The sequence below is a fragment of the Flavobacterium sp. BFFFF1 genome, from assembly GCF_002256285.1.
In the GTDB taxonomy this organism is placed as follows: Bacteria; Bacteroidota; Bacteroidia; order Flavobacteriales; family Flavobacteriaceae; genus Flavobacterium.
On record NZ_NKJE01000024.1, the window covers coordinates 18063 to 42953 of the forward strand.

Genomic DNA, 24891 nt, shown 5'->3' on the forward strand with positions numbered 1-24891 from the left:
ACCTTTTTTCGTTTGCAAGTGAATTGCCGGAAGAATATTATGTGGTTTCTGCCCGTGCGCCTTATGATTTGATGTATGGCAGTTATGCGTGGTATGCGATCAATTTTGATGCCGCTGAAAATAAGTTTTCAAATCATGAGCAGGCCAGGGAATCCCGTGACTTGATCAGCAAATTTATTGATGAGCTTGTGCAGCACTACCCTATTGACGCTGATGACGTGACTTTGATTGGTTTCAGCCAGGGCACGATTTTGAGTTATGCTGTGGCGTTTTCGTATCCTCAGAAAATCAGGCGCGTTGGTGCGCTGAGCGGGTACCTGAATCCAGAGATTATGGTTGAAGGATATGAAAAGAACGATTTCAGCGATTTGAAAATGTTTATTTCCCACGGCAGTGTGGATCAGGTCATACCCGTGGATTGGGCACGGAAGGCGCCAGCAATACTGAATGGACTTGGCATTGAAAATGTTTACCATGAATACCCGATTGGACATGGGGTATCACCGAAGAACTTTTACGATTTGAAGGATTGGCTTCAAACCACTTAATAAAAAAAAAGCTCCTGTTGCGGAGCTTTTTTTATTTGTTGTAGATTACGGTTTCGGCAGTTTCAAAATCCACTGATTTGTCTTCATTGATGAAATACTTTATGATTACTTCTCCCCATAATTCGGTGTTATTAAAGTCAGCGATAATCCAACGGTGGTTTAGCACTTTAATATGGTTAATGATAAACTTTTTGTCATTTAATTTATCGAAACCGACATATTTATTACCATTCGGATCGTCGTTGAATGCAATTAGTTTTTCTTTCAGGTACGGAATTAATTTCTCGGGTAATAGAAATTCGCCGGTTGTTTTATCCTCGAAATAGTCCTGGGCCTGTTGGTTGGTTTCAAGGGAGAAGTAATCTGCGTCAGTGAGTCGGTTTTTCAGCATGGATACGCTGTCCGAAAGCTTTTTCTCTTTTTTTATGGATTGCTCTTTTTCAAAGGTATTTTCCTTCGTAAAATACATGTAGGTAAAAACGTTTAGTAAGACGGCAAGGATAAAGAGGTACAGGAAAAGGGATTTTTTCATGATTTTAAATATTGATTTCTAAATTGTCGTAGGCAAGGAATACATTCTCAGGCAGCATCTTCTGGACTTCTTCGTGGAACCCGAACAGATGGCTGATGTGTGTCAGGTAGGTTTTCCCGGGTTTGATTTTGTTGATAAAATCCAGCGCTTCTTCGAGGTTAAAATGGGTTTCATGCGACTCGATACGCAACGCATTGATGACGATTACTTTCACGCCTTTTAATTTTTCTATCTCTTCGTCGGCAATGGTTTTGACATCGGTAAGGTATGCGAAATCGTCAATCCGATAACCGAAAATCTGCAGGCTGCCATGGAAAGCGTTTATGGGAATTATGGTCTTGTCATTTAATGAAAACGGCAGTTCATGACAAACTTCGAAGGTTTCCACTGACGGGGCACCGGGATATTTATTTTCCGTTTCGAAAACGTAGTCAAATCTTTTCTTCAGGTTTTCGATTACCCGCGGATGTGCATAAATGGGGATACTTCCCTGCCTGAAGTTGAATGGACGGATGTCGTCGAGACCCGCGGTATGGTCTGCATGTTCATGGGTGAACAAAATAGCGTCTACCCTTTCACAGCCTGAAACCAGCATCTGTTGCCTGAAATCCGGTCCGCAGTCAATAATCAGGGAAGTATTTTCCCATGATAACCAAACAGAAACGCGGAGTCGTTTATCTTTTGGATCTGAACTTTTACAAACTGGGTGTGTGCTCCCGATTACCGGAATACCCTGTGAGGTGCCTGTTCCTAAAAAATATACTTTCAAAGACGTTAATTTTTCACAAAAATAAAACAATTATCTTTTGTAAAAGCCCTATTTTATTAACTTTGTAAAGTATATAGCGATTTTTAAATGGATATTGAAATTAAATTAAAAGGTGACAAGGTCATCGAACAAATTCCTTCTACGAAAGACAAGGCCCTGCGTATCAATCTCAATGATAATATATATGGGACCTTTGCGGAGATTGGTGCCGGACAGGAAACCGTTCGTCACTTTTTCAGGTCCGGTGGTTCTTCAGGTACTATTGCGAAAGCGATGTCTGCATACGATAAGGACTTTAGCGATGCGATTTATGGTGTTGAGGACGATGGTCGTTATGTGACGGAAAGCAGGCTTAAAAAGATGCTGTCGCATGAAGTAAGCCTGATTGAAAAGCGTCTGAGTCGGGAAAAGCATCCCAATAAAATGTTTTTCAGTTATGCCAATACGGTCGCTACGATTGATTTTGCGAAACAGTTTAAGGGGCATGGCTGGGTTGGTATCCGTTATCAGATTGAGCCTGACGAGGATTACAATGAGATTATTATCCACATTCGTTTCAAGGAAACAGATGCGAGATTGCAACAGGAAACGTTGGGTGTTCTGGGCGTGAACCTCATTTATGGTGCATTTTATAAGTATAATGATCCGAAGCGTCTGCTTCGGTACTTGTATGACCACCTCGACAAGGACCAGCTAGAAATCGACACGATTAATTTTTCCGGGCCGCGTTTTGCCAATGTGGACAATCGATTGATGAGTCTCCAGCTTGTAAAAAATGGCATGACGGATGCGGTGATGTTTGATCCTGATGGGAACAACATCCTACCCGCTGCCATTTTGTATAAGAAGAATATCCTTGCGCTCCGGGGAAGTTTCAGGCCTGTTACAAAGGTAAACATGGACATGTATGAGAAGTCATATAAAATGTTCCTTGAGGAGAATAAGGTCGAGAAAGACAATACGCTCGTCGTATTTGAAATCACACTTTCCAACCTGCGTTCTGACGGGGAGATTGATGAAAGGGATTTTATGGATCGTGCGGAATTGCTTTGTTCATTGGGCCAAACCGTGATGATTTCGAATTTCCAGGAATATTATAAGGTTGTTGAATATTTTTCGAATTATACCAAAGCCCGTATGGGATTGGCAATGGGTGTGAATAATCTTGTGGACATTTTTGATGAGAAATACTACCGCCATCTGAGTGGAGGTATATTGGAAGCGTTTGGAAAATTATTCTACCGTGACCTGAAAGTGTTCTTATATCCTATGCTGGGTGACCATGGAGAAATCATCACTTCCGAAAACCTTAAGGTACACCCAAGAATGAAAGAGCTGTACAAGTTTTTTAAATTCAACGGAAAGGTTGTTGATATCGATGATTTTGATCCACATACGCTTGAAGTGTTCTCTCGCGAAGTGTTAAAAATGATTACCAACGGGAAACGCGGTTGGGAAGGCATGCTGCCGAGCGGGATTGCGGAGTTGATTAAGCAACATCAGCTTTTTGGTTATGATCCGAATAAGATCCTTGAAGAAACAAATTAAACCGTTTTCAGCACCAGTGGACCGCTAAACGTTATAAAAACAAAAACCGGATTAACATCCGGTTTTATATTTTTAAGGAACTGCAAAACCGTTTACTGTGACTGCCAGCAGCACACTATTTCAATATCTGTGAAGCGTGTTCTTTCGTTTTTACGTCTGAAATAACTTCATCAATAATTCCTTCTTCGTTGATGACAAACGTGGTACGGTGTATGCCGTCAAATATGCGGCCCATGAATTTCTTTGGTCCCCAGACGCCAAATGCGTTGATCACTGATTTGTCTTCATCGGCCAATAATGGGAATGGGAAACTAAACTTATTTCGAAATTTGGTCTGGGCTTTCGCACTGTCAGCGCTAACGCCAAGCAGGGCATAATTGTTTGCCTGAAAACGTTCATAGTTGTCGCGCAAATCGCAGGCTTCTGCGGTACAACCGGGTGTGTCGGCTTTTGGGTAAAAGAAAACCACCAGTTTCTTTCCTTTATAATCGGCGAGTGCATGTTTGTTGCCATCCTGGTCTACTCCTGAAAATTCCGGTGACTTATCGCCTTTTTGTAATGTTGTCATTCGCTTATTTTGTTTAAAGTTTATGACCTAAAGTTAAGACAGTTTTCTTAAATAAACTTAACTTTAAGCCCTAAATTTATGCAGCATGACGAAGGCTGAAAAAGTGCGTTTGGTAATGGCTACGTTGGATGAGCTCTACCCCACGATCCCAATTCCATTGGATCATAAAGATCCTTACACGTTGTTGATTGCGGTGTTGCTTTCCGCGCAATGTACAGATGTGCGCGTGAATCAGATTACGCCGATATTATTCGCAAAGGCGGACAATCCTTATGATATGGTAAAAATGTCGGTGGAGGAAATCAAGGAGATTATTCGCCCATGCGGACTTTCGCCTATGAAATCAAAGGGCATTCACGGGCTTTCGGAGATATTAATTGAAAAGTATAATGGCGAGGTGCCTCAAAGTTTTGAAGCTTTGGAATCGTTGCCGGCAGTGGGGCATAAGACTGCGAGCGTCGTCATGTCTCAGGCATTTGGTGTTCCTGCTTTTCCGGTGGACACCCATATTCACAGGCTGATGTACCGCTGGGGATTATCGGATGGAAAAAATGTGGTGCAGACAGAGAAAGATGCTAAAAAGCTGTTTCCAGAATCTTCCTGGAACAAATTGCACCTTCAGATCATATGGTACGGCAGAGAGTATTCCCCCGCGCGTGGATGGAATATGGAGAAGGACGTCATTACAAAAACAATAGGAAGGAAGGAATTTAAGACACCGTCATTACCAAAATAACACTGCGGTAAATTTTGTTGAACAAAAAAAATCCCGCCAGATAATGTTTCTGGCAGGATTTTCAACTAATTCGCAATATGCTCAATTTTCATTTTACCCACTTTCATGTAGCTTAACGCTTTCGAGTAATTTAACAAGAACGAAACGGTTTCTTTCTTTGGTTGCATTTTAGGAGTTGCTAAAGATTTCTTAGAGTAAATTTTTGCCATAATGGATTTGTTTGTTTCCATTAGAACGCAGCAAGTCCCCGATTATTATTTTAATTTGTTAAAATTATTTTATTTTTTTCAATTATTTTCCTGAGGTTCATCAGCGCATATCGCATACGGCCCAGCGCGGTATTGATACTGACACCGGTAAGGTCAGAGATTTCCTTGAAGCTCAAATCCTGATAAATCCGCATCATCAATACGTCACGCTGGTCATCAGGCAATTCCATAATTAACTTCTGCAGGTCTTTCTCAATCTGCATGGTAATCATTTTTGCTTCAATGTTCGGCTCATTGTCAGACATATAAGAAAACACAGAATACTCTTCCGTATCTCGTGACATGGGCATCTTCTTGTTTCGGCGAAAATGATCCACAATTAAATTGTGTGCAATACGCATTACCCAAGGGAGGAATTTGCCTTCTTCGTTATAGGCATTGGATTTTAAAGTTTTGATGACTTTAATAAAGGTATCCTGAAAAATATCATCAGCGATATCCCTGTCGGCCACCTTAGAGTAAATGAATCCGTAAAGTTTTGATTGGTGCCTTTTAATTAATGTAGCCAAAGCGTTTTCGTCACCTGCTACATAGCTCTTTAAAAGTAAAGCGTCCGGGGTTTGAACATTAGCCATAAAATTAACTTTTTAGTTTTTGATTGAATAAGTGATGTGATCTAAAAAGTAATTTTATTGTATAGGCTGCTGTTAATTAAAGATTAATTTTATAACCAAATGTAGCGTAAAAAAAAATTAATATCCAAACGCTAAATCAAAATTTAACATTTTTTTTGACGAATAATAAGAATCACTTTCACTTTTGGTTATAAACGACACTAAAATCAGAAATTTGTAATCTTATACGTCGTATTTTTGAAAAGCGCTTACATTTAGGAATGGGGTATTTGCTGTTGATAAATTGATAATGATTACCTTTGCAAAAATTGCATTCCCTATAATGAGATCCGATATAAATTCCGCAGAACCCAAGAAAAATATAATCATCAAAGGTGCTCAGGTCCACAATTTAAAAAGCCTGGATGTTGTCATTCCACGAAACAAACTTGTAGTAATCACAGGCCTCTCTGGCTCTGGGAAGTCAAGTTTGGCATTCGATACATTGTATGCAGAGGGACAAAGACGTTACGTGGAAAGTCTCTCGTCGTATGCGCGTCAGTTTCTTGGCAGGCTGGATAAACCGAAAGTCGAGTATATTAAGGGTATTGCTCCTGCCATTGCCATTGAACAAAAGGTGAACACGACCAATGCGCGTTCTACAGTCGGAACATCGACTGAGATCTACGATTATATGAAATTGCTTTTCGCAAGGATTGGGCGGACATTTTCACCGATTTCTGGTCAGGAAGTTAAAAAAGACACCGTAAGCGATGTCGTTAACGAGGTAAAGCAATTTGCAAACGGCAGCAGGTGGCTGTTGATAGCGCCCGTATTTGCGGAGAAGGATCGGGAAATAAAGGAGAAATTAGGTGTGCTGCTGCAGCAAGGTTTTGCCAGAATTTTGGTAGATAATGAAATGGTCCGTCTCGACGACCTTAAAGATATGTCCTTCGCTGGTAAAGAAATTATGCTTGTTATTGATCGTATTGTCGTCAAGGATGAAGAGGATTTTTACAATCGCCTTTCCGACGCCGTGCAAACGGCATTTTATGAAGGCAAGGGAAAATGTGCTTTGCAGGACGCCGACAGTGGCAACAGGATTTCCTACAGCAACAATTTTGAACTGGACGGCATCAGCTTTCCTGAGCCGAATGTTCACCTATTTAGCTTCAATAACCCTTATGGTGCCTGCCCAGTGTGCGAAGGCTATGGCAATATCATTGGTATTGATGAGGATCTTGTCATTCCAAATACGGCGTTGTCAATTTACGAAAATGCCGTCTATGCCTGGCGCGGGGAAAGCATGGGATGGTATCGGGATGTGTTGGTGAACAGTGCGTACTTATTTGATTTTCCCATCCACAAGCCGTACTATCAATTAACCGAAGTGCAGAAGGAATTGCTTTGGAATGGCAATAAACACTTTACAGGACTGCACGCTTTCTTTAAGGAACTGGAAGAAAAAAATTATAAGATTCAAAACCGGGTGATGTTGTCCCGATACCGTGGCAAAACAAAATGTTATGCCTGTAAAGGAAAGCGTTTACGGCCTGAGGCTTCCAATATAAAAATTGACGGAAAGACAATTTCAGACCTTGTTGATATGCCAATCAAAAATTTGGTCGACTATTTTAACAACCTGCATCTTTCTGAATTCGACCAAAAGGTTGCCAAGCGGCTTTTAACAGAAATCAACAGCAGGTTGAGTTTCCTTACGGAAGTCGGACTTGATTATCTCACTTTAAACAGGAATTCTGCCTCGCTTTCAGGAGGTGAATCACAGCGCATTAATCTCGCTACCTCTTTGGGCAGCAGCCTTGTTGGATCAATGTATATTTTAGACGAACCCAGTATTGGGCTGCATCCTAAAGATACCGAAAGGCTAATTAAGGTGTTGCTGTCACTCAGGGACCTGGGCAATACGGTCATTGTAGTGGAACATGACGAGGACATTATGCGCGCTGCTGACGAAATCATCGATATCGGTCCCGAGGCAGGAACCCACGGGGGAAATCTTGTGGCTCAGGGCGATTATAAAACGATATTAAAATCAGGATCACTTACTGCAAAATACCTGAATGGGGAATTGCAGATTAAAGTTCCCAGAACCAGGAGAAAATCCAGTACTTACATTGAAATCCTTGGTGCACGGGAGAACAACCTGAAAGATGTTGATGTGAAGTTTCCATTGGAAATGCTCACTGTAATCACCGGCGTTTCAGGTAGCGGCAAAAGTACTTTAATCAAAAAGATTTTGTTTCCTGCAATCCAGAAAAAGCTGGAGGGAGTTGGAGAAAAAGCCGGGCAGTTTACGGAAATGCGTGGCTATTATCACAAAATCCAGCACATTGAATATGTAGACCAGAACCCGATCGGTAGAAGTTCACGCTCCAATCCAGTGACATACATCAAAGCCTACGATGACATCAGGGATTTATATTCAAAGGAAAAATTGTCTAAAATTCGCGGTTACCAGGCGAAGCATTTCTCCTTTAACGTTGATGGTGGACGTTGTGAAACCTGTAAAGGAGAAGGTACCATCAATGTAGAAATGGTTTTTATGGCCGATGTGCAACTGCAATGTGACACCTGTAACGGCAAGCGATTCAAGAAGGAAATTCTGGAAGTCGCGTTTGAAGGAAAAAACATTGATGACATCCTGACGATGACCATTGACGATTCCATTGAATTCTTTACGAGGACAAAGCAGTCAAAGATCACGCAGAAATTACAACCCTTACAGGATGTTGGCCTCGGTTATGTCCAGTTGGGCCAGTCCTCCTCTACCCTTTCCGGCGGCGAGGCGCAGCGAATCAAGCTGGCGTCTTTTCTTGTTAAAGGCGCTACAAAAGACAAGGCATTATTCGTATTTGATGAGCCTACAACCGGGCTGCATTTCCATGACATCAATAAACTCATGGCTTCGTTCGATGCGTTGATTGATAAAGGGCATTCCATTATCGTAATCGAACATAACCTTGATTTGATCAAATGTGCGGACTGGGTTATTGACCTTGGACCTGAAGGTGGCGAAAATGGGGGGCATATCCTGGCTGAAGGCACGCCAGAAGACATTTGTAAAAATAAAGCCTCTGTAACCGGAAAATACCTAAAGGATAAATTACGCTAGGGTTTCCGCGGTTTCTTTTTTGAAACTTTTTTGAGTTCATGGGCTTCTTTCGCCTCATCAATAGAGTGAGAATGTTGTAGGCTGTCTTCCTTTTTTGAAAGTTGGCTAAGCAGCACATAGTAACGTTGCAGCACTTTCATCTCAGCTTCCGATAGATCTTCAACATCGACGAGGCGGTTGCTCGCAAATTCGTGCGAAGCGACCAGTTCGTTTAGTTTTAATTGGATTGCCATAGAATCCTTGTTCTGGGCTTTCTGAATCAGGAATACCATCAGGAAGGTGATAATCGTAGTTCCAGTATTAATGACAAGCTGCCAGGTTTCTGAATAGTCGAAAAGCGGACCAGTAAGCGCCCAGATCAATACAATCGTAAATGCACCCAGAAACGCAGGGGTGCTGCCGGTTGCCTTTGTTACTTTAGTGGCGAATTTTTCAAATACTGAAGCACTTTTTGAAGCGGTGTTTTTCATATCAATTGCGTTTTGTTGTGATGGATTTTTTGATGATTTCGTTGCCCGAAGTTAATCAAATTTCAAAGGATTGCGAACACCATTCATAAGCCCAGCCTATGCCGGACTTTTCCGAAAAAAACAATTTGAATGTTCCGTTACACAAAGCGTAAAATTATCAAGCGGCCTGAGGCAAGCGCTATCTAAATTTTAATTTCCCTAATGTAGCGTTGATTAAGTCGTTGATTTCAGCAGAAATCCTCATTCTATAGTTTACATAAACATATATCACTGTAATCAAGCCTGATTTCAGGACAATGTTAATTATCGGATGAAATGGAAAATCCCAAAAATAAAATACAAGGAACGTGGTGGTGATGATCGCAAATGACTTAATCGTATTTATTGTAAATGGAAACAAATCGAGTTTATTCACTACAAAAAACAACTTCACCGAGTTGTAGACTACCACTGTAATTAGAGTTGCCAGTGCAGAACCGTTGATACCATACAGCGGAATAAAAATCATATTCAGTCCAACCATCATGAATACCGTTAACACTCCAAAAAACAGCGCCCAGCGATAGTATTTTGTGTTTAGTATAATCGCATTGTTGTTCCCCAGGATTACATCATAAAATTTTGATATTCCGATGAGGAATACCGCCAATGTTCCAGAACCATAATTGCCGGGGATAATTCGGTACATTTGGTTAATATTCAGGAAAATACCCAACATAATCAGACCGCCAAAAACCTGAAGCGTGATGGCGCTCTTCTTGTAAAGGTCGTTAAGTTCGTCAAGTTTATTCTCGCTCATTAAACGAACCGTTATGGGATAAATGATTTGCAGCATGGCACGGCTTGGGACCGCTATCACCGTGGCGATGAAAATAGCAAGCGAATAAACTGCGTTTTCGCTAAATGCCTTATAAAACGGAATCATGACCTTATCGAAGTCCAATAAGAGCGTCGCCACGCTTCCGGAAATAATGATAAACAAAGAAAATCCCAGTATTTCCCTGGCATTGTCGGGAAAATGAAATGTAATTTTGGGCATCCTCACCTTAAAGGCATACGCCATCATTGCGAACAGCTGTAAAGCGTATGCGCCCGCGAGGCAATAGATAAAGGAAGTTTCCTGCATCCAGCCGAAGTGTACGCTGAACAAAAGCCCCATGATAACCAATCTAACCAGCACTTCGTTGATGAAATTTCCAAAAACCGATTTCATATGTACCTTTACCCAAGCGTAGAATATCTCGAAATAGGCCATGCAGACCGCGATTACCGGGATCAGCCATAAAAACATGTTGGCTTCCGGGTTCTTATGCAAAAGCCGGGTTATCTCGTCGTAGAAAAAATAAGCCAGCCCACAAATGGGAATGATAAACAAAAGTGGGATCAGCAGCATAAAACTCATAAAACGCTCCTTTTCCTCCTCTGATTTACAATAGGAAAAAAAACGGATGAGCGAATTGTGTACTCCAAAAGCCATCAACGGCATTACGATGTTGGCTGCGGAAAGTATAAAGTTGACTACACCATAATGCTCTTTCGAAATAAATGTCGTGTAAAGGAACATTACGTTAATAGCGCCAATCCCAAAGCCCAAATAGCTGGTAATAACGTTTCTTGCCGATTGCCGAAGTACGATTCCCATGCTATTTAGCCGTTTTACGAATTATTGCGGCCAAGTCACCAGTAAGGTTTTTCCTGGAAAATCTTTGTAGGCCCACGGCATGTGACTTTAAAACGCCATTTTGGTAAGCTTTATAATGTTCACTGATTTTAGCCTTTAAATCCTCCTTTTGTGCATAGGTAAAAAAAGCTCCCGTGTTCGTTTCTTTCAGGATGGAAGCAAAATCGGAGCCCTCAGGCCCTATCCCTAAAATCGGCCTTTCTGAAACCATATATTCAAATAGCTTTCCGGGAATGATGCTTTTGGTGTCTTCCGAATCAATTTCAATCAGAAGTAAAACCTGTGATTGCTTTTGTGCAGCAATGGCTTCACTGTGTGAAACATATCCCATGTTATTTAAATGAAAAGTTAGCTTTTGCTTTTCAATTGAATCCAATACTTCGCGGCTTACTGCGCCAATTAATTTCAGCTCGAAATCATTTTTAAAATCAGCATTTTCAGCAATAAGTTCGCTAATCGACTCCCATAAAATCGTAGGATTTCTCTCTGACAGGAACGATCCGATGTGTGCGAGAGAGAACTTTTGATCCAATGGCTGCGCGCCCGTTTTTTCGACATCAAAGCCATTGGTAATGACTTCAATCGGTTTGGCGGTTAACGCTTTAAATTCTGATTTCGTGGTATTGCTCGTAACCAAAATAACATCAGCGGTATTCAGCACTTGACTTTCCAGTTTCTTATGCTTTTTTGCGGCATAGGATGACAACTTTAACGCTTTGTGATAACCGATTGTAGTCCAGGGATCCCGAAAATCGGCAATCCAATTGATCTTCTGGCGCCGTTTCAACCCGAGACCAATAAGGTGAAGGCTGTGCGGCGGACCGGAAGTAATGACCGTTTGGATGTTGTTTTTTTGAATGTAGTATGAAAGAAAGTCAATGGAGGGTTTTACCCATAGGAAACGTGCATCGGGAATAAAGATGTTCCCTCTAATCCACAGCATCAGGCGTTCAGCAAACGACTGCTTTTTCTTGTGCGGAATAATGCCTGAGCTCATTTTGCGACTCTTATTCCCTGAAAATATTTTTGCTAACCCGTACGGTTCGGTGATCTTATTCCTAAGTATAAGCGCTTTATCTGACACGTCACTGAGCAAATCTTCGTCGATGATCGGATAGGTCGGGTTTTCAGGGATGTAAACAACCGGGGTAATGTTGAAGTCGGGAAGGTATTTTACGAATTTCAGCCAGCGCTGTACGCCCGGACCGCCAGCCGGTGGCCAGTAATACGTGATAATCAGTACTTTTTGATTTTCAGTTTCCAAGTTTATTTGACTGCCGGGTTTTTGATCACAGTTTTACGCTTTCCTTCGTAATAGATTCCGCCAACAAGCAGCAAGAGCATCACCAGGGAGCTTCCCAGCGAAATCATACTTCCGGTCTTTACGACCTGGGGCTCAAATTTAAATTCAACAGTGTGTGTGCCAGCTGGAATTTCCAAAGCACGCAATACGTAATCGGCCCGAATATGATCGGTCTTTTTATTATCGATGTAGGCATTCCAACCCTTTGGGTAATAGATTTCAGAAAACACTGCCAGGCCAACCCCTGCATTTTGTGTCTTGTATTTTAGGTAGTTTGATTTCGAAACTTCAAGTGTAACCGATGCGGTACTGTCTTTGGCGAAAGGTTTGTTTTTAAACTGAGGAAAATCCTTTGAATTTACAATCGCAGTGTTTCTGAGATCACCGGATAAGTTTTTCATTTCATCATCTGCGGAAGCGACTGTTTTCACTGAAGAGACAAACCATCCGGCACCTCCGGCGAAAGGATTTGTTACAGGTAACTCACCATCGCGGGTCGGGACAACCAGATATTTTACGTTTAAAATGTCTAAAGCGGGAATGTTACTTTTTAGACTTAGTGTTTCAGGATCGATAATTTCAGCAAGGTTTTTCAGCTTGGTATCAATCTGGTAATCAATCACCTCGTCAAGGCGTCTTGGGCGGACAGCGCTGTAACCGCCAATTGATTTGTGGAAATACGATGCTTTTGCCTGCATTCTTCCCTGAATATCATACACGCGGTAATTGCCTGTATCTTTCAGTATTTCCTGATCTGCCTGTGAAGGCTCAAACGGCACATCGACTTTATACTTATCGACAAACTTCTCTGAATTCACGTATTTCTTATCGACTAAGAACAAGTCGCCGACCATCAGCACACCCACAATCACAACGCCAATCATCGTTGAAACGCGTTCTTTCATTACCATCCACAGCACGAGCGCCGCGGCCAATACAAGCAATATGGAACGCCAAAGATCCGACGAATACAGGGCCTTCCTGTCTTCGATGAGTGCGTCAACAAATGCGGGATCGATGCCTTCATCATTAATGCTCGTGAATTTGAATACGCTTTTCGATACGATGAGTAACAATAGGATGCCAAGTGTCACAATGGCAGAATTTTTCAGTGATTTCCACTGTCTGTCCTTATCGGATTCGAAGAAACTTTTTAATCCCATGACGGCAAGGACCGGAACACACAATTCCAATACCACCTGAATGGAGGACACCGCCCTGAATTTGTCGTACATGGGCACATAATCGATGAAAAAATCGGTGACCAAAGAGAAATTCTTTCCCCATGAAAGGATTAGGGATGCGATTGCACCGGCAAGGAAGGCGTACTTTATTTTTCGTTTATCATTGTAAAGTCCCAATACACAAAGGAAAAATACGATGGCTCCGACATAAGCAGGGGCCGCAACACCAGGCTGGTCACCCCAATAGGTTGGCATTCCATCAGCAGCATAGGCCACTGCCTCATCTTTTGATAAATACCGGTCTTTTTCAATTTCCTGTGTTTGCAGGTATTCCACGACCTTCGAATCTGGTCCGAGTTTTTCACTATTTGATCCTCCGAACAATCCGGGTGCGATCAGGTTAAAACTCTCTGCAATCCCATAACTATATTGTGTAATATAATCCCTGGGCATCGAAGTAGTTTCGTGTTTCTGTCCGTCAGGCTTGACGGTAAGCTCACTTTTGCTTCGCATACTGAAAGAGGTATATTCAGCGGTAGCAAGTAATCCAGTTGCATTGGCTCCTACCGCCAGCACAACGGCACCGGCAAGCGCAGCAAAAGAAATCAAGAGGAGTTTGTATTGTTTTGCCTTTACAAATTTGATTACGTAATAGACCGTAATTGCCAAAAGTAATATCAGCAGGTAATACGTCATCTGGAAGTGATTTGCATTGATTTCCAGGGCCACCGCAAGCATAGTCAGTAAACCGCCTAAAATAATTCGTCTTTGGAAGACCAGAATTGTCCCGGCAACGACCAGTGGCATGTAAGCAATGGCATGCGCTTTCGCGTTGTGCCCCACTCCAAGGATAATGATGAAATACGTAGAAAAACCAAACGCCAGGGCTCCGAAGAAAGCCTTGAGCGGATCGGTTTTCATCACCAGTAACAAAACGTAAAACCCCATGAAATACAGAAACAGATAGTCTGCAGGGCGCGGAAGGAAACGAAGGACACTATCCAGTTTTTTAATATAGTTGTGTGGGTAATTTGCTCCTAGTTGGTACGTCGGCATTCCTGCAAATGCCGAATTTGTCCAGTAAGGTTCGGCGTTTTCTTTTGCGCGGAAATCATTTTGCTCTTTCGCCATTCCGGTGTACTGGGCGATATCAGACTGGAAAAGCGCCTTTTTCTGCAGTACCGGATAAAAGTAAATCAGGGAAATAATTACAAAGCCTAAAACGGCAAGAAGATGCGGAAAGAACCTGTTGAGAAACTTCATTGAATCGGTTTAAAGTTAGTCGTACCTATGCTTTTCAGGCAAAAGTACTTCACTGCAAACTTAATCAATTTCTTCATAATCCACATACTCACCCACCTTTTTGGTCTCGCGCGGTTTTGTGGATTTATCCTTACTATTGGTAGTATCTTCTCGTTGGTATTGTTGTTGGTATTGTTGTTGGTAATTGTACTGCTGCTGGAAATTCTGCTCTGCTTTCTGCACCACTTTCTTTACAACGACCGGAAGAAACAGCCTGGCCAGAAATTTAAACGCATAGTAGAAAAGGATGATAAAGAAAATCGTTTCCAGTAGAGAATTAAAACTTGCTGTCTGCATGGGAAATAAAATTTGTCAAATTTAACGATTCCTGTCATTAAAAATAAAATATGGTTCTTAAATAAATAATAAATTATAGTACATTTGAAACGCATTGTATCTAAAAAAAACAATTCTATGATCAGTCCCAGAGCGTATTTAATTCTTATTGCGGCATTCGCATCGGCAACCGTTTCCGCCCAGTATACTGATGTGATTAATTCCAATCGCCCTGGGAAATCCCTGTCAGCTTTTTCTGTTGGCAAAAGTGTATTTCAGGCGGAAGGCGGATTAAACGGATTTGTCGAAAAGCATGAGTTATTGGCTACGGATACCAACGGAATAAACATGGACCTGAGCCTCCGATGGGGATTGTTCTACGAACAGCTCGAATTCAATTTTGATCTCCAGTACCAATATGATGCCTACAACACGCCGTTCGGCAGCGAGAACAGGAGTGCCCTTCGGCAAACAACGATTGGTGCAAAATACCTGTTTTACGATCCCAATAAGAACTATGAAGAAAAACCGAATTTATACAGCTGGAAAGCGAACCACAAATTCAAATGGAGGGAGTTTATTCCGGCAGTCGCAGTATATGCAGGCTTTAACCTGAATTTTGACAATCCGTTTACTTTTGAAACTGATCCCGCGATCAGCCCAAAAGTGATGGTGATTACACAGAATCAATTTAGTGGTGGTTATGTTTTTGTAACGAATATCATCGCGGATAAAGTCACAACCGATTTTCCAAGTTATGGACTGATCCTGACTTTGACAAAAGGCATCACCGACAAATGGTCTGCATTTGTCGAAAACCAAAACTATAAGAGCGATTATTATTCTGACGCACTGATCCGTGGTGGTGCGGCGTATTTGATCCGTGAAAACATCCAATTGGATGGCTCGCTGACCTTTAACCTTAAAAACACGCCATCCGTTTTTTCCGGCGGTATCGGGTTGTCATGGCGTTTTGATAAAAACTACAAGCCGGTCCTTATCCGAAGCGGTAAGAATGACGGAAAAGACAAAGACAAGGACAAAAAGAATAAGGATAAGAAAAAGAAACGTAAGGACGAAGTGGAACTGGAAAAAGGGCCGGGCAAATGATTCAAATAGTAGAAGCGAATTCCAAAAAGTTGATGCGGGAATTCGTTAAATTTCCGTTCTCGCTGTACAAAAACCATCCGTATTGGGTACCACCATTGATTGCTGATGAGCTCGCCGGATTTGATGCGAAGCAAAACCCAGCATTTGAAACGGCAGACGCGTTTTTTTACATCGCCTTTAAGGATAATGAAGCCGTTGGAAGAATTGCGGTCATTATCAACTGGGACGAAGTCAACAAGCAGGAAAAGAGGAAAGTGCGCTTTGGTTGGTTTGATTTTATAGACGACATAGCCGTTAGCCAGGCGTTGCTCGAAAAAGTTTATGAAATTGGACGAAAGCACAACCTTTTGTATGCAGAAGGGCCAATGGGTTTTTCAAACCTTGACAAGGTCGGAATGATCACTGAAGGCTATGACGAAATTGGCTCCATGATCACCTGGTACAATTATCCTTATTACAGCAGGCATTTAGAGAAACTTGGGTATGTAGTGGAAAAGGAATACCTCGAAAATAAATTTCCTTTCGCGAATGTGCTGCCCGAGATGTATGAGAAAATCGAAGATCTCGTGAAACGGAGATACCAACTGCGTCCGATGAATTTTACAAAGACCAAAGACATTATGCCGTATGTCGACCAGATGTTCGATCTGTTTAATGGAAGCTACTCCGATTTGTCCTCTTTTGTAGCGATTAATGACAGCCAGAAAGCTTATTTCAAAAAGAAATACATTAGTTTTATCAACCCTGAGTATATCAAATTTGTATTTGATAAAGATGACAATATGATTGCGTTCAGCATCGTGATGCCCTCATTCTCAGAAGCGTTGCAGCAGGCGAAGGGTAAATTATTTCCGTTTGGCCTTTTTCATTTACTGAATGCCCGAAAGAACAGCAAGAAGGTGTTGTTTTACCTGATTGGTGTCACACCGGAATACCAAAACAAAGGCGTCACAGCAATTGTGTTTTCGGAATATTACAAAACATTTAAAGCGAAAGGGATCACTGATTGTATTCGTACGCCGGAGTTATCCGACAACCATGCGATCCACAATATCTGGAAAAACTTTGATCCGGTAACTTTCAGGAAGCGCGCTACATTTCGCAGGGAATTATAAAAAAAGCCTCATTATTTGAGGCTTTCTTCTGGACATGCTATTTTATGCAATACGGTATTACTCCCGAAGTTTAGCTTTCTTTTGTTTTTAAAAGTCACTTTGCCTTTTCCGTCATCAGAGATGTCGCCGTAGCCTTCAATGAACGTCTCGCCCTTTTTCAGGAAAGCGACCTCACTTTGTGAAGTCTGTCCTTCTGCGGTGAAAATATAGTTGGCATACAAAGTGTCCCCGTGCATCTTACCGGTAATCGTTCCGTCGCTTTTGTCCTTTTCAAAGAAATTATAGGTTAGCTTTCCTGAAACGATGTCAGTTCCTTTCAAATCAAGGCGCAGTGTGATGGTGTCTTTTTTAAGTACTGCCTGATAACAATCCGTATTTGAAATTACGGCTTCAGGGACCGGAGCAGGCTTAATTTCCGATTCCGGTACTTTGGCGTCCTTCTTACAGGCAACGGTTACAAACACGGTACAGCAAAAAATGAAGTTTTTCATAACAGTTTAAATTGGGTTGATATAAATGTAGTGATAATTGTCGAATGCGGGAATGAGATAATTAGGGAATGAGATAATGGGTAATGGCTGGATTGATTCAAAAAAAAACCGTCAGCGGTTTTACTGACGGTTTTACTAACAAAGTATATTCTTATTTTTTTAATCCAATTTTTCTATGAAACATCTACAGTTCTCTCGCCAGCAAGCTTTAAGTAAGTACCGTTTACAAGTTTCTCCCTCACAGCTTCGAACGCGTCCAATGTTTCGTTGATGTCTTTCAAAGTGTGGGATGCCGTCGGGATCATCCTTAGCAGGATAATTCCTTTCGGGATTACAGGATAAACAACAATGGATAGGAAAATATGGTAATTCTCACGCAAATCATTTACAAGCATCATCGCTTCCGGGATACTTCCGTTTAAATATACAGGCGTGACGCAGGTATTGGTATCACCAATATCGAAACCCCTTTCTTTCAATCCATTTTGCAACGCATCGACGTTCTCCCAAAGCTTGTTTTTCAATTCCGGCATTGTTTTAAGCATGCGAAGCCTTTTCAAAGATCCAATCGTCTGGATCATCGGCAACGCTTTAGCAAACATCTGTGAACGAAGGTTGTACTTCAGGTAGTCAATAATCGATTTATCGGCGGCTACGAATGCTCCGATATTGGCCATTGATTTGGCAAACGTCGAAAAATAGACATCAATACTATCCTGAACCCCCTGCTCCTCGCCTGCTCCGGCACCGGTTTTACCCAAAGTTCCAAAACCATGCGCATCGTCCACCAATAAGCGGAAATTATATTTTTTCTTAAACTCAACAATCTCCTTTAATTTTCCCTGCTGTCCGCGCATTCCGAAAACACCTTCGGTAATGAATAAGATTCCGCCTCCGGTTTCTTCTGCCATTTTGGTAGCGCGCTGCAGGTTTTTCTCCATACTTTCGATATCGTTGTGACGGTATGTAAAACGTTTACCCATGTGCAGGCGCACCCCGTCGATAATACAGGCGTGTGAATCTACATCATATACAATAATATCGTTTTTAGTGACCAACGCATCAATAATTGATACCATGCCCTGGTAACCGAAGTTCAGCAGATACGCAGATTCCTTCATTACAAACTCGGCCAACTCGCGTTCCAGCTCCTCGTGAGCAGATGTTTGCCCGCTCATCATACGGGCGCCCATTGGGTAAGCCGCACCATATTGAATCGCTGCGTCAATATCGGCCTGGCGTACCTCAGGATGGTTTGCCAATCCAAGATAGTCATTGATGCTCCAATTGAGGATCTCTTTCCCGTGAAACTGCATGCGTGGCCCCAACTCACCTTCTAGTTTTGGGAACACATAATACCCTTCTGCCTGAGAGGCCCATTTTCCTAAAGGGCCTTTATTGTCGTGAATTCTTTCGAATAAATCTTTTACCATATTGCTCTGTGTTTTCGGGAATAAATCCCGCTTCGTTTCGCGTGCAAAAATAAAGATTTATAGCAGAAAAAAAGGGCATTAAGGCAATTTTATTTCTTGTTTTGTAGGGTTTTTTCTTAAGCTGAACGAAAACGGTCAGGTTATTATAAATCAGCATAAGGATAAAATGTTTATTTGGCGATATTCCTGCCAAATACCCAAGGTAACAACCGATAGATGCATCTCAAAAATAAACGTTACCTTTACGCTAAACCTAAAAATAAAGGAAGTAATGCCGCTTAATAATAAAGACAAAGAGCTGATGCTCGCCGTACTCATCGATGCTGATAATGTCCCTTACAGCAACGTAAAGGGGATGATGGAAGAAATAGCCAAATATGGGACCCCAACTACAAAACGAATTTATGCCGACTGGACCCGTCCGAACGCAGTAGGCTGGAAAAATGTCCTGCTGGACCACGCGATTACCCCCATACAGCAATACAGTTATACCCAGGGGAAAAATTCCTCTGATTCCGCGTTGATCATTGACGCGATGGACTTGTTATATGCTGGAAAGGTTGACGGATTCTGCATCGTTTCAAGCGACAGTGACTTCACCAGACTGGCGATCCGCCTGAGGGAATCCGGCATGACCGTGATTGGCATCGGAGAGAAAAAAACGCCACCTTCGCTAATCTCAGCCTGCGATAAGTTTATCTTTCTCGAAGTACTCGAAGGCGCGGTCCAGAAAAAAGCTTCCAAACGGATTGCAGCCAGCGCTTCTAAAAAAATCATTCCAAAAGCAATTGAAAAGCCTGCCGAAAAACCAATTATAAAAATACCCGGTAAACAGCCCGTGAAAATGCCTGAAAAAATCGAGGAACCGATTGCGGCAGCGGTTGTTGTAACTGAATCTGCGATTGATGAACCGACAATCCAATTGATAGAATCAACGATTGACGATATCGGTGATGACGATGGCTGGGCTTTCCTGGGCGATGTTGGAAATTTGATTGTACGAAAGAAACCCGAATTCGACCCCCGAAATTACGGTTTCAATAAACTCACACCGATGTTGAAATCACTGACTGACATCCTGGAAATAGACGAACGGGAGTCCGAAAAAAGAGGCATTAAACATGTGTATGTAAGGCTCCGTCTGGGATAGAAAATCAAAGTGGTTTTGATGCACGAAACATTTCTCTTTTCCCCGGAGGTCCTGCGAGTTTTTCTACAGTAAATCCCGCCTCGAGCATGTTGCGCTTAATGGCGCCACGTGCCGCATAGGTAACCAGTATGCCGCCAGGTTTTAAAGCGGCATACATTTTCTGGAAGATCTCGAAGCTCCACAATTCCGGCTGTACCCGAAACCCAAAAGCGTCGAAATAAATCAAATCGAATTCCGATACATCGTCAATATCATGAAAAAACTGCTTTCTCTTTTCAATTGAAAAAGTAGGAGACAATTCAGCACGCATACCCCATTCAGATTCATGCAACTTGTCAAACGCTGCGGATTCTGCTTCAGCGTCCAGTTCATTGACATAATTCATGGAACGCAATTCATCTAACGAAATGGGATAGGCTTCCACACCGGTATAAATGATACTTCGGTTATTTTTTTGCGATTCCAAGTAAGTTATAAACGCATTAAGTCCTGTTCCGAAACCGATTTCTAAAATAGCAACGGGCTTTTCTTCAAATAAGGAAAGCCCGTTTTTTATGAACACATGGTACGCTTCCTGGATGGCGCCATGTTTCGAATGATAAGATTCGTCCCAATCCGGCAAATGGATTGTGGTAGAGCCGTCTGCGGTCCTGATGATTTCCCTCCGCACCTATTCGATGTATAATTTTTTGATCCTTGGGATGGGGCCGCCACATTTTACCTTGTGGCATTGGATACACGCATCAATCCCTTTATTAAAGTGTTCTTTTGCATTCTTCGGATCTTTATAAATCATCTCCTGTGCTGATATAAAATTGGCTGCCTGTTTCTTGAAAAACGCGTCGTTTTCCTTGTCGTCGGACATAACAGCCTTGTGAATCTTCAGGAAATGATTTGGAAACTTTCCAATCGTGTCGCCTCTTTTGATACGTTCCTTCAGCCTTTGGTTATCGACATACATTTGTTCCATCAACATCGACATTTCTGACATGGTGTACATCTCAAACTTCTTACCACCGCCTTTTTTTTCCGATGAACAGGCTTCCTTGCTTTTTACAACCACTTTTTCTTCCTTTTTACAGGACGAAAAAACCAGCACGCCGACAAATAATAAAAGGATTAGTCTTTTCATTATTGTTCAATTAAGACACCATCCGCGGTAAAAGCATACGTTACTTTTGGCTGCGTAATTTTGTCGATCTCTTCCTGCGATTTTCCGCCGTCTTTCGCATAATGCTTTAATTCGTCGACTGAAACCACGTCAAGGAACGCTTTGCCGCTCACGATGGCTTCCGAGTTATCCGCGTTCAACGGCACGAAAAAACCATAGTCCTTAAATCTCACAAAAGATTCCTTTTTATTAGGCAGTTCCATCGACATCCAGCAGCCTTTCTTTTTACAAACGTCTGTGATTTTTGAACGGAATTTTACATTCACGGTGTCGCCTTTTTTAAGGGAAGCGTATTTTTTCATCATCTGTTCTGCAGTTAACGCCTTTTCAGATGAAATTTTACTACCAAAAGTGGCATATTGAACTTTAATTTCCTTGCCTTCCGGCGCCTGCACTACGATTTTTTCTTCAGAAGCAGCTGTTTCAGTCACGGTTTCCTCAACAGGCAACACAGCTGTGGCGATAGTATCTTTTTTAAGCGTGTCAGCAGGCTTTTCGATAGTAGCATCGGGAGCCGCTTCGGTTTTGTCATTTTTACAAGCTGTGACAAGCAACAGTGCGCTTGCCAGAATGGCTATTTTTTTCATATTCTTTAAAATGATTGAATTTGTGACGCAAAAATAATGAGTTTTATTCCAGTTACATATAAATATTATTGATTTTATTCGAAAACCAACTAATATTTGAAGAAATTAAGATTACGTTCCCGAATATCCGAAAAATTAAATTTATTTGAAACGTAACTCAAAAACATGTTAATTTTTTCTACTTTAGCAAAAACATTAAACACGATTTTCAGCGGGAAACATTTTACATTTAATATAATGTAAATCAGTTTTTTAACTCTGAGAAATAACTTTAAAATCAACTTTGATGAGTTTAAAAACTACTCACGAAATCGATATAGTCAAGACTTCCTCGACGAAAATCAACAGCGTAGATTTCGATACCCTTACTTTCGGTACCACTTTTACAGACCATATGCTGGTTTGTGATTTTAGGGAAGGCAAATGGGAAAAACCGGTAATAAAGCCTTACGAACCATTTTTGTTAGATCCTTCAGCCAAAGTCTTCCATTACGGCCAGGCAATATTCGAAGGAATGAAAGCATATAAAGATGAAAATGATGACGTATGGCTCTTTCGTCCTGACCAGAATCTGGACCGTTTTAACAAGTCTGCCAAACGTATGGCCATGCCGGAAGTCGAAGAATGGATCTTCATGGAAGGCATGAGACAACTCATTGACCTGGAACGGGACTGGGTAAAAAAAGGACTTGGCAACACACTTTATATCAGGCCGTTTATGATTGCTATTGGAAGTGGTGTTATTGCTGCTCCATCCACCCAGTATCGCTTTATGATTATACTTTCGCCTGCCAAATCTTATTATTCTGGAGAGGTGAAAGTAATCATCGCTGAACATTACAGCCGTGCCGCAAATGGCGGAATTGGCGCTGCCAAAGCGGCGGGAAATTATTCCGCACAGTTCTACCCCACAAAACTGGCGAACGAAAAAGGATTCCAGCAAATCATCTGGACTGACGATGCTACGCATACTAAACTTGAAGAAGCAGGAACGATGAACGTTTTTTTCAGGATTAACGATACTTTGTACACCGCCCCTACAAGCGAAAGGATCCTGGATGGCGTAACGCGTAAAAGTCTCATCGACATTGCACACCGCGACGGCGTGAAGGTGGAAGAACGATCCGTATTGGTTTCAGAGCTGATTTCTGCGGCAAAAGATGGTTCGTTAAAAGAAGTATTTGGAGCAGGAACGGCAGCTGTCGTCAATCCAATTATAGGATTTTCCTATCAGGACGTATATTATGAACTGCCTAAAATCGAGAACTCAGTCGCCTTACAGCTCAAAGAAACGTTGACGAATATCCAGTACAAGCTGGCGGAAGACACATTCGGCTGGACGGTGAGAGTTTAAGATAATTAATAATTGATAATTAATAATGAGGTAGGTCGGTAAATGGACTGATACAGTTTTCAGCTACTAATTCTTAATTTTAATTGTTAACTCTTGATTTTTAACTCTTAATTCATAATTATTAATTGTTAATTCTTAATTGTTAATTCTTAATTGTTAATTCTTAATTGTTATTTCTCATTGTCGATTATTCCGGAAAAGTCGGGCTTAAAATAATTTGGGCCTTTCATTACCTTCCCATCTTCACGGTATACTGGTCTTCCATCGGCGCCAAGCTTGCTCATATTGCTGCGTTGTATTTCATCAAAAACAGCTTCAATTTTATCCTGCAACCCATGCTCGATGATCGTACCGCAAAGGATATAAAGCATATCGCCCAGCGCATCAGCCACTTCCGTGAGGTCATTGTTTCTAGCAGCTTCTAGGTATTCTTCATTTTCCTCTTTCATTAAGTTAAAGCGGAGCAGGTTTTTCGCTTCTCCTAAATCAGCGCGTGGTACTTCGCTGTACCCGATTTCAAAAGCGGTATGGAATTCCTTGACTGAGTTGATTCTTTTCTGCATAAATATGGTATTAAATGTTACTGCAAAATAATAATCACGGCTAAAAAATAATGTACTTTTGCTGGAAACTTATCAACTATGTTTCTACAGGTACAGACATCAAAATCAGAGGCGATGTTTTCGCAGGGACAACTGATTTTCGCAGTTTGTTTTTTTATAGCATTTGTCATTGCGATGGTTTATGCGTACCGAAAAGATATCACAATGCACCGTGCTTTTTATAAAGGGAATTATAAAATTTTGATTGGATTTTTATTGTTTATAGGTCTGTTATTCCTGATAAAAATCTACCTTAAACACTAAAACAAAAATCCCCGCCAAAGCAGGGATTTTTCACATATAAAAGTAGCATAACTGCTAACTGAGACTGCCAAAACTAGTTCTCCTCCGGTAAAAAGCCAAAATTCTTACTGTAATACAACATCTGCTCTGCAAACGACTTAGGCTGTGTCACTTCAATAGAAATGATTTTTCCGTCTTTCATTTTCGGAACCAGCACAGGATTAATAAATCCGCTGTACGGCGCCGACTTGAATTGCTCGTTTCTCTTTAACACTTCGGCGTGAAGTTTTTGGTCTACTTTGACACCATAATTTTCCACCAGTGCCTGTCCAGCTTTAAAATCACCTTCAGACTTAATACGCTGTGTTTCTTTCAGCAACTGCCCAAACAATTCGTGAAGCTTTTCATAATTGGTAATATTATAATAGGTTTTGCCGTTGCGCGTCAGTTTTTCAATCACATTGTCTTTCTTTCCTTTTTCAAAAACCCAGGCACTGACCCACTGGCGGTTCCTCATGTGAGCCTCCTCAATATTGGCACCCGGCTCCAGACGGATTAATTGTGTCATCAATCCATTTCGGATATAATTGTCATAAGCGGCAACACCCACTTTTTTCCAGTCATCCACCAACCCCAGTTCCTGTAATTTTGGATTGTACAGGTAAAACAGCCCTACCAGATCCGCGCGGCCTTCTTCCAATGTGGAAGCATAACTTTTCAACGTTTCTTTTGGCGTGCCTACCCCTTTGTTAATTTGCCCTG

General features: G+C 41.6%; 24 protein-coding genes and 1 pseudogene. 9 read left to right on the top strand and 16 right to left on the bottom strand.

The annotated features are described in order from the left end of the window. Positions 1–548: alpha/beta hydrolase-fold protein (locus CFE23_RS13290; protein ID WP_291088811.1), on the top strand; the 548-nt coding region annotated here is incomplete at its 5' end. A gap of 31 nt (positions 549–579) precedes the next feature. Here the strand turns inward: CFE23_RS13290 and CFE23_RS13295 are convergent. Next, on the bottom strand, positions 580–1080 hold the full coding sequence (locus CFE23_RS13295) for a hypothetical protein (RefSeq protein WP_291088813.1): 501 nt from the start codon (positions 1078–1080) through the stop codon (positions 580–582). Positions 1081–1084: 4 nt separating this feature from the next. Next, a complete protein-coding gene (locus CFE23_RS13300) occupies positions 1085–1849 on the bottom strand; it encodes an MBL fold metallo-hydrolase (protein ID WP_291088815.1) in 765 nt (254 codons plus the stop codon). An 87-nt stretch (positions 1850–1936) separates the two neighbouring features. Here CFE23_RS13300 and CFE23_RS13305 point away from each other — a divergent pair, with 87 nt between their 5' ends. Further along, positions 1937–3397 carry a TonB-dependent receptor gene (locus CFE23_RS13305; RefSeq protein WP_291088817.1) on the top strand — a complete coding sequence of 487 codons (1461 nt, stop codon included), beginning with the start codon at positions 1937–1939 and terminating at the stop codon, positions 3395–3397. Between the two features lie 115 nt (positions 3398–3512). Here the strand turns inward: CFE23_RS13305 and bcp are convergent, their stop codons facing one another. Next, a complete protein-coding gene (gene bcp / locus CFE23_RS13310; RefSeq protein WP_291088819.1) occupies positions 3513–3965 on the bottom strand; it encodes a thioredoxin-dependent thiol peroxidase in 453 nt (150 codons plus the stop codon). An 85-nt stretch (positions 3966–4050) separates the two neighbouring features. Here bcp and nth point away from each other — a divergent pair, with 85 nt between their 5' ends. Further along, positions 4051–4701, top strand: coding sequence for an endonuclease III (gene nth, locus CFE23_RS13315; RefSeq protein WP_291088821.1), 651 nt, complete (start codon positions 4051–4053; stop codon positions 4699–4701). A 259-nt stretch (positions 4702–4960) separates the two neighbouring features. On the opposite strand, the gene CFE23_RS13320 is transcribed toward nth, so the two are convergent. Continuing rightward, complete coding sequence (locus CFE23_RS13320; protein ID WP_291088824.1) at positions 4961–5545, bottom strand: sigma-70 family RNA polymerase sigma factor; 585 nt, start codon at positions 5543–5545, stop codon at positions 4961–4963. A 322-nt stretch (positions 5546–5867) separates the two neighbouring features. Here CFE23_RS13320 and uvrA point away from each other — a divergent pair, with 322 nt between their 5' ends. Then, the gene (uvrA, locus tag CFE23_RS13325; RefSeq protein WP_291088826.1) at positions 5868–8657 is read left to right on the top strand and encodes an excinuclease ABC subunit UvrA; all 2790 of its coding nucleotides are present in this window, start codon (positions 5868–5870) and stop codon (positions 8655–8657) included. On the opposite strand, the gene CFE23_RS13330 is transcribed toward uvrA, so the two are convergent. From CFE23_RS13330 to CFE23_RS13350, 5 genes are all read right to left on the bottom strand, one after another. Continuing rightward, entirely contained in the window at positions 8654–9127 is a 474-nt protein-coding gene (locus tag CFE23_RS13330; protein WP_291088828.1) for a low affinity iron permease family protein, read from the bottom strand. The two genes, uvrA and CFE23_RS13330, sit on opposite strands and share 4 nt — an antisense overlap. Positions 9128–9305: 178 nt before the next feature. Continuing rightward, on the bottom strand, positions 9306–10769 hold the full coding sequence (locus CFE23_RS13335; RefSeq protein WP_291088830.1) for an oligosaccharide flippase family protein: 1464 nt from the start codon (positions 10767–10769) through the stop codon (positions 9306–9308). Position 10770: 1 nt separating this feature from the next. Next, positions 10771–12072, bottom strand: a complete 1302-nt coding sequence (locus CFE23_RS13340) for a glycosyltransferase family 4 protein (protein ID WP_291088832.1) — start codon at positions 12070–12072, stop codon at positions 10771–10773. Positions 12073–12074: 2 nt separating this feature from the next. Further along, positions 12075–14558, bottom strand: coding sequence for a YfhO family protein (locus tag CFE23_RS13345; RefSeq protein WP_291088834.1), 2484 nt, complete (start codon positions 14556–14558; stop codon positions 12075–12077). Positions 14559–14618: 60 nt separating this feature from the next. After that, positions 14619–14894, bottom strand: coding sequence for a DUF4834 family protein (locus tag CFE23_RS13350; protein WP_291088835.1), 276 nt, complete (start codon positions 14892–14894; stop codon positions 14619–14621). 117 nt (positions 14895–15011) lie between these two features. Here CFE23_RS13350 and CFE23_RS13355 point away from each other — a divergent pair, with 117 nt between their 5' ends. Then, positions 15012–15983 carry a transporter gene (locus tag CFE23_RS13355; protein WP_291088837.1) on the top strand — a complete coding sequence of 324 codons (972 nt, stop codon included), beginning with the start codon at positions 15012–15014 and terminating at the stop codon, positions 15981–15983. Next, positions 15980–17098: a GTP cyclohydrolase gene (locus tag CFE23_RS13360; protein ID WP_291088838.1), complete on the top strand. Its 1119-nt coding sequence runs from the start codon at positions 15980–15982 to the stop codon at positions 17096–17098. The genes CFE23_RS13355 and CFE23_RS13360 overlap by 4 nt, the downstream gene beginning before the upstream one ends. An 11-nt stretch (positions 17099–17109) precedes the next feature. Here CFE23_RS13360 and CFE23_RS13365 read toward each other — a convergent pair whose 3' ends face one another. Continuing rightward, on the bottom strand, positions 17110–17589 hold the full coding sequence (locus CFE23_RS13365) for a hypothetical protein (protein WP_291088839.1): 480 nt from the start codon (positions 17587–17589) through the stop codon (positions 17110–17112). A gap of 173 nt (positions 17590–17762) precedes the next feature. Beyond that, entirely contained in the window at positions 17763–19022 is a 1260-nt protein-coding gene (locus CFE23_RS13370; RefSeq protein ID WP_291088840.1) for an aminotransferase class I/II-fold pyridoxal phosphate-dependent enzyme, read from the bottom strand. A gap of 271 nt (positions 19023–19293) precedes the next feature. Between CFE23_RS13370 and CFE23_RS13375 the strand changes: the two genes are divergently transcribed. Further along, a complete protein-coding gene (locus tag CFE23_RS13375; RefSeq protein WP_291088841.1) occupies positions 19294–20172 on the top strand; it encodes an NYN domain-containing protein in 879 nt (292 codons plus the stop codon). Between the two features lie 4 nt (positions 20173–20176). On the opposite strand, the gene mnmD is transcribed toward CFE23_RS13375, so the two are convergent. From mnmD to CFE23_RS13390, 3 genes are read right to left on the bottom strand one after another with little or no spacing between them, the layout of a single operon-like run. Continuing rightward, positions 20177–20842: a tRNA (5-methylaminomethyl-2-thiouridine)(34)-methyltransferase MnmD gene (mnmD, locus tag CFE23_RS13380; protein ID WP_291088842.1), complete on the bottom strand. Its 666-nt coding sequence runs from the start codon at positions 20840–20842 to the stop codon at positions 20177–20179. Beyond that, the gene (locus CFE23_RS13385) at positions 20843–21304 is read right to left on the bottom strand and encodes a hypothetical protein (protein WP_291088843.1); all 462 of its coding nucleotides are present in this window, start codon (positions 21302–21304) and stop codon (positions 20843–20845) included. Then, positions 21304–21930 carry a DUF4920 domain-containing protein gene (locus CFE23_RS13390; RefSeq protein ID WP_291088844.1) on the bottom strand — a complete coding sequence of 209 codons (627 nt, stop codon included), beginning with the start codon at positions 21928–21930 and terminating at the stop codon, positions 21304–21306. Before CFE23_RS13390 ends, CFE23_RS13385 begins: the two co-directional genes overlap by 1 nt. 286 nt (positions 21931–22216) lie before the next feature. Between CFE23_RS13390 and CFE23_RS13395 the strand changes: the two genes are divergently transcribed. After that, positions 22217–23284, top strand: a complete 1068-nt coding sequence (locus CFE23_RS13395; RefSeq protein ID WP_291088845.1) for a branched-chain amino acid aminotransferase — start codon at positions 22217–22219, stop codon at positions 23282–23284. A gap of 170 nt (positions 23285–23454) precedes the next feature. On the opposite strand, the gene CFE23_RS13400 is transcribed toward CFE23_RS13395, so the two are convergent. Next, positions 23455–23847, bottom strand: coding sequence for a nucleoside triphosphate pyrophosphohydrolase family protein (locus tag CFE23_RS13400; protein ID WP_291088846.1), 393 nt, complete (start codon positions 23845–23847; stop codon positions 23455–23457). A 114-nt stretch (positions 23848–23961) separates the two neighbouring features. Between CFE23_RS13400 and CFE23_RS13405 the strand changes: the two genes are divergently transcribed. Beyond that, positions 23962–24150 (top strand): hypothetical protein, encoded by a 189-nt coding sequence (locus CFE23_RS13405; protein ID WP_291088849.1) that lies wholly within the window; start codon positions 23962–23964, stop codon positions 24148–24150. A 73-nt stretch (positions 24151–24223) separates the two neighbouring features. On the opposite strand, the pseudogene CFE23_RS13410 reads toward CFE23_RS13405, so the two are convergent. After that, positions 24224–24891, bottom strand: a pseudogene (locus CFE23_RS13410) (dihydrofolate reductase); the annotation flags it as partial.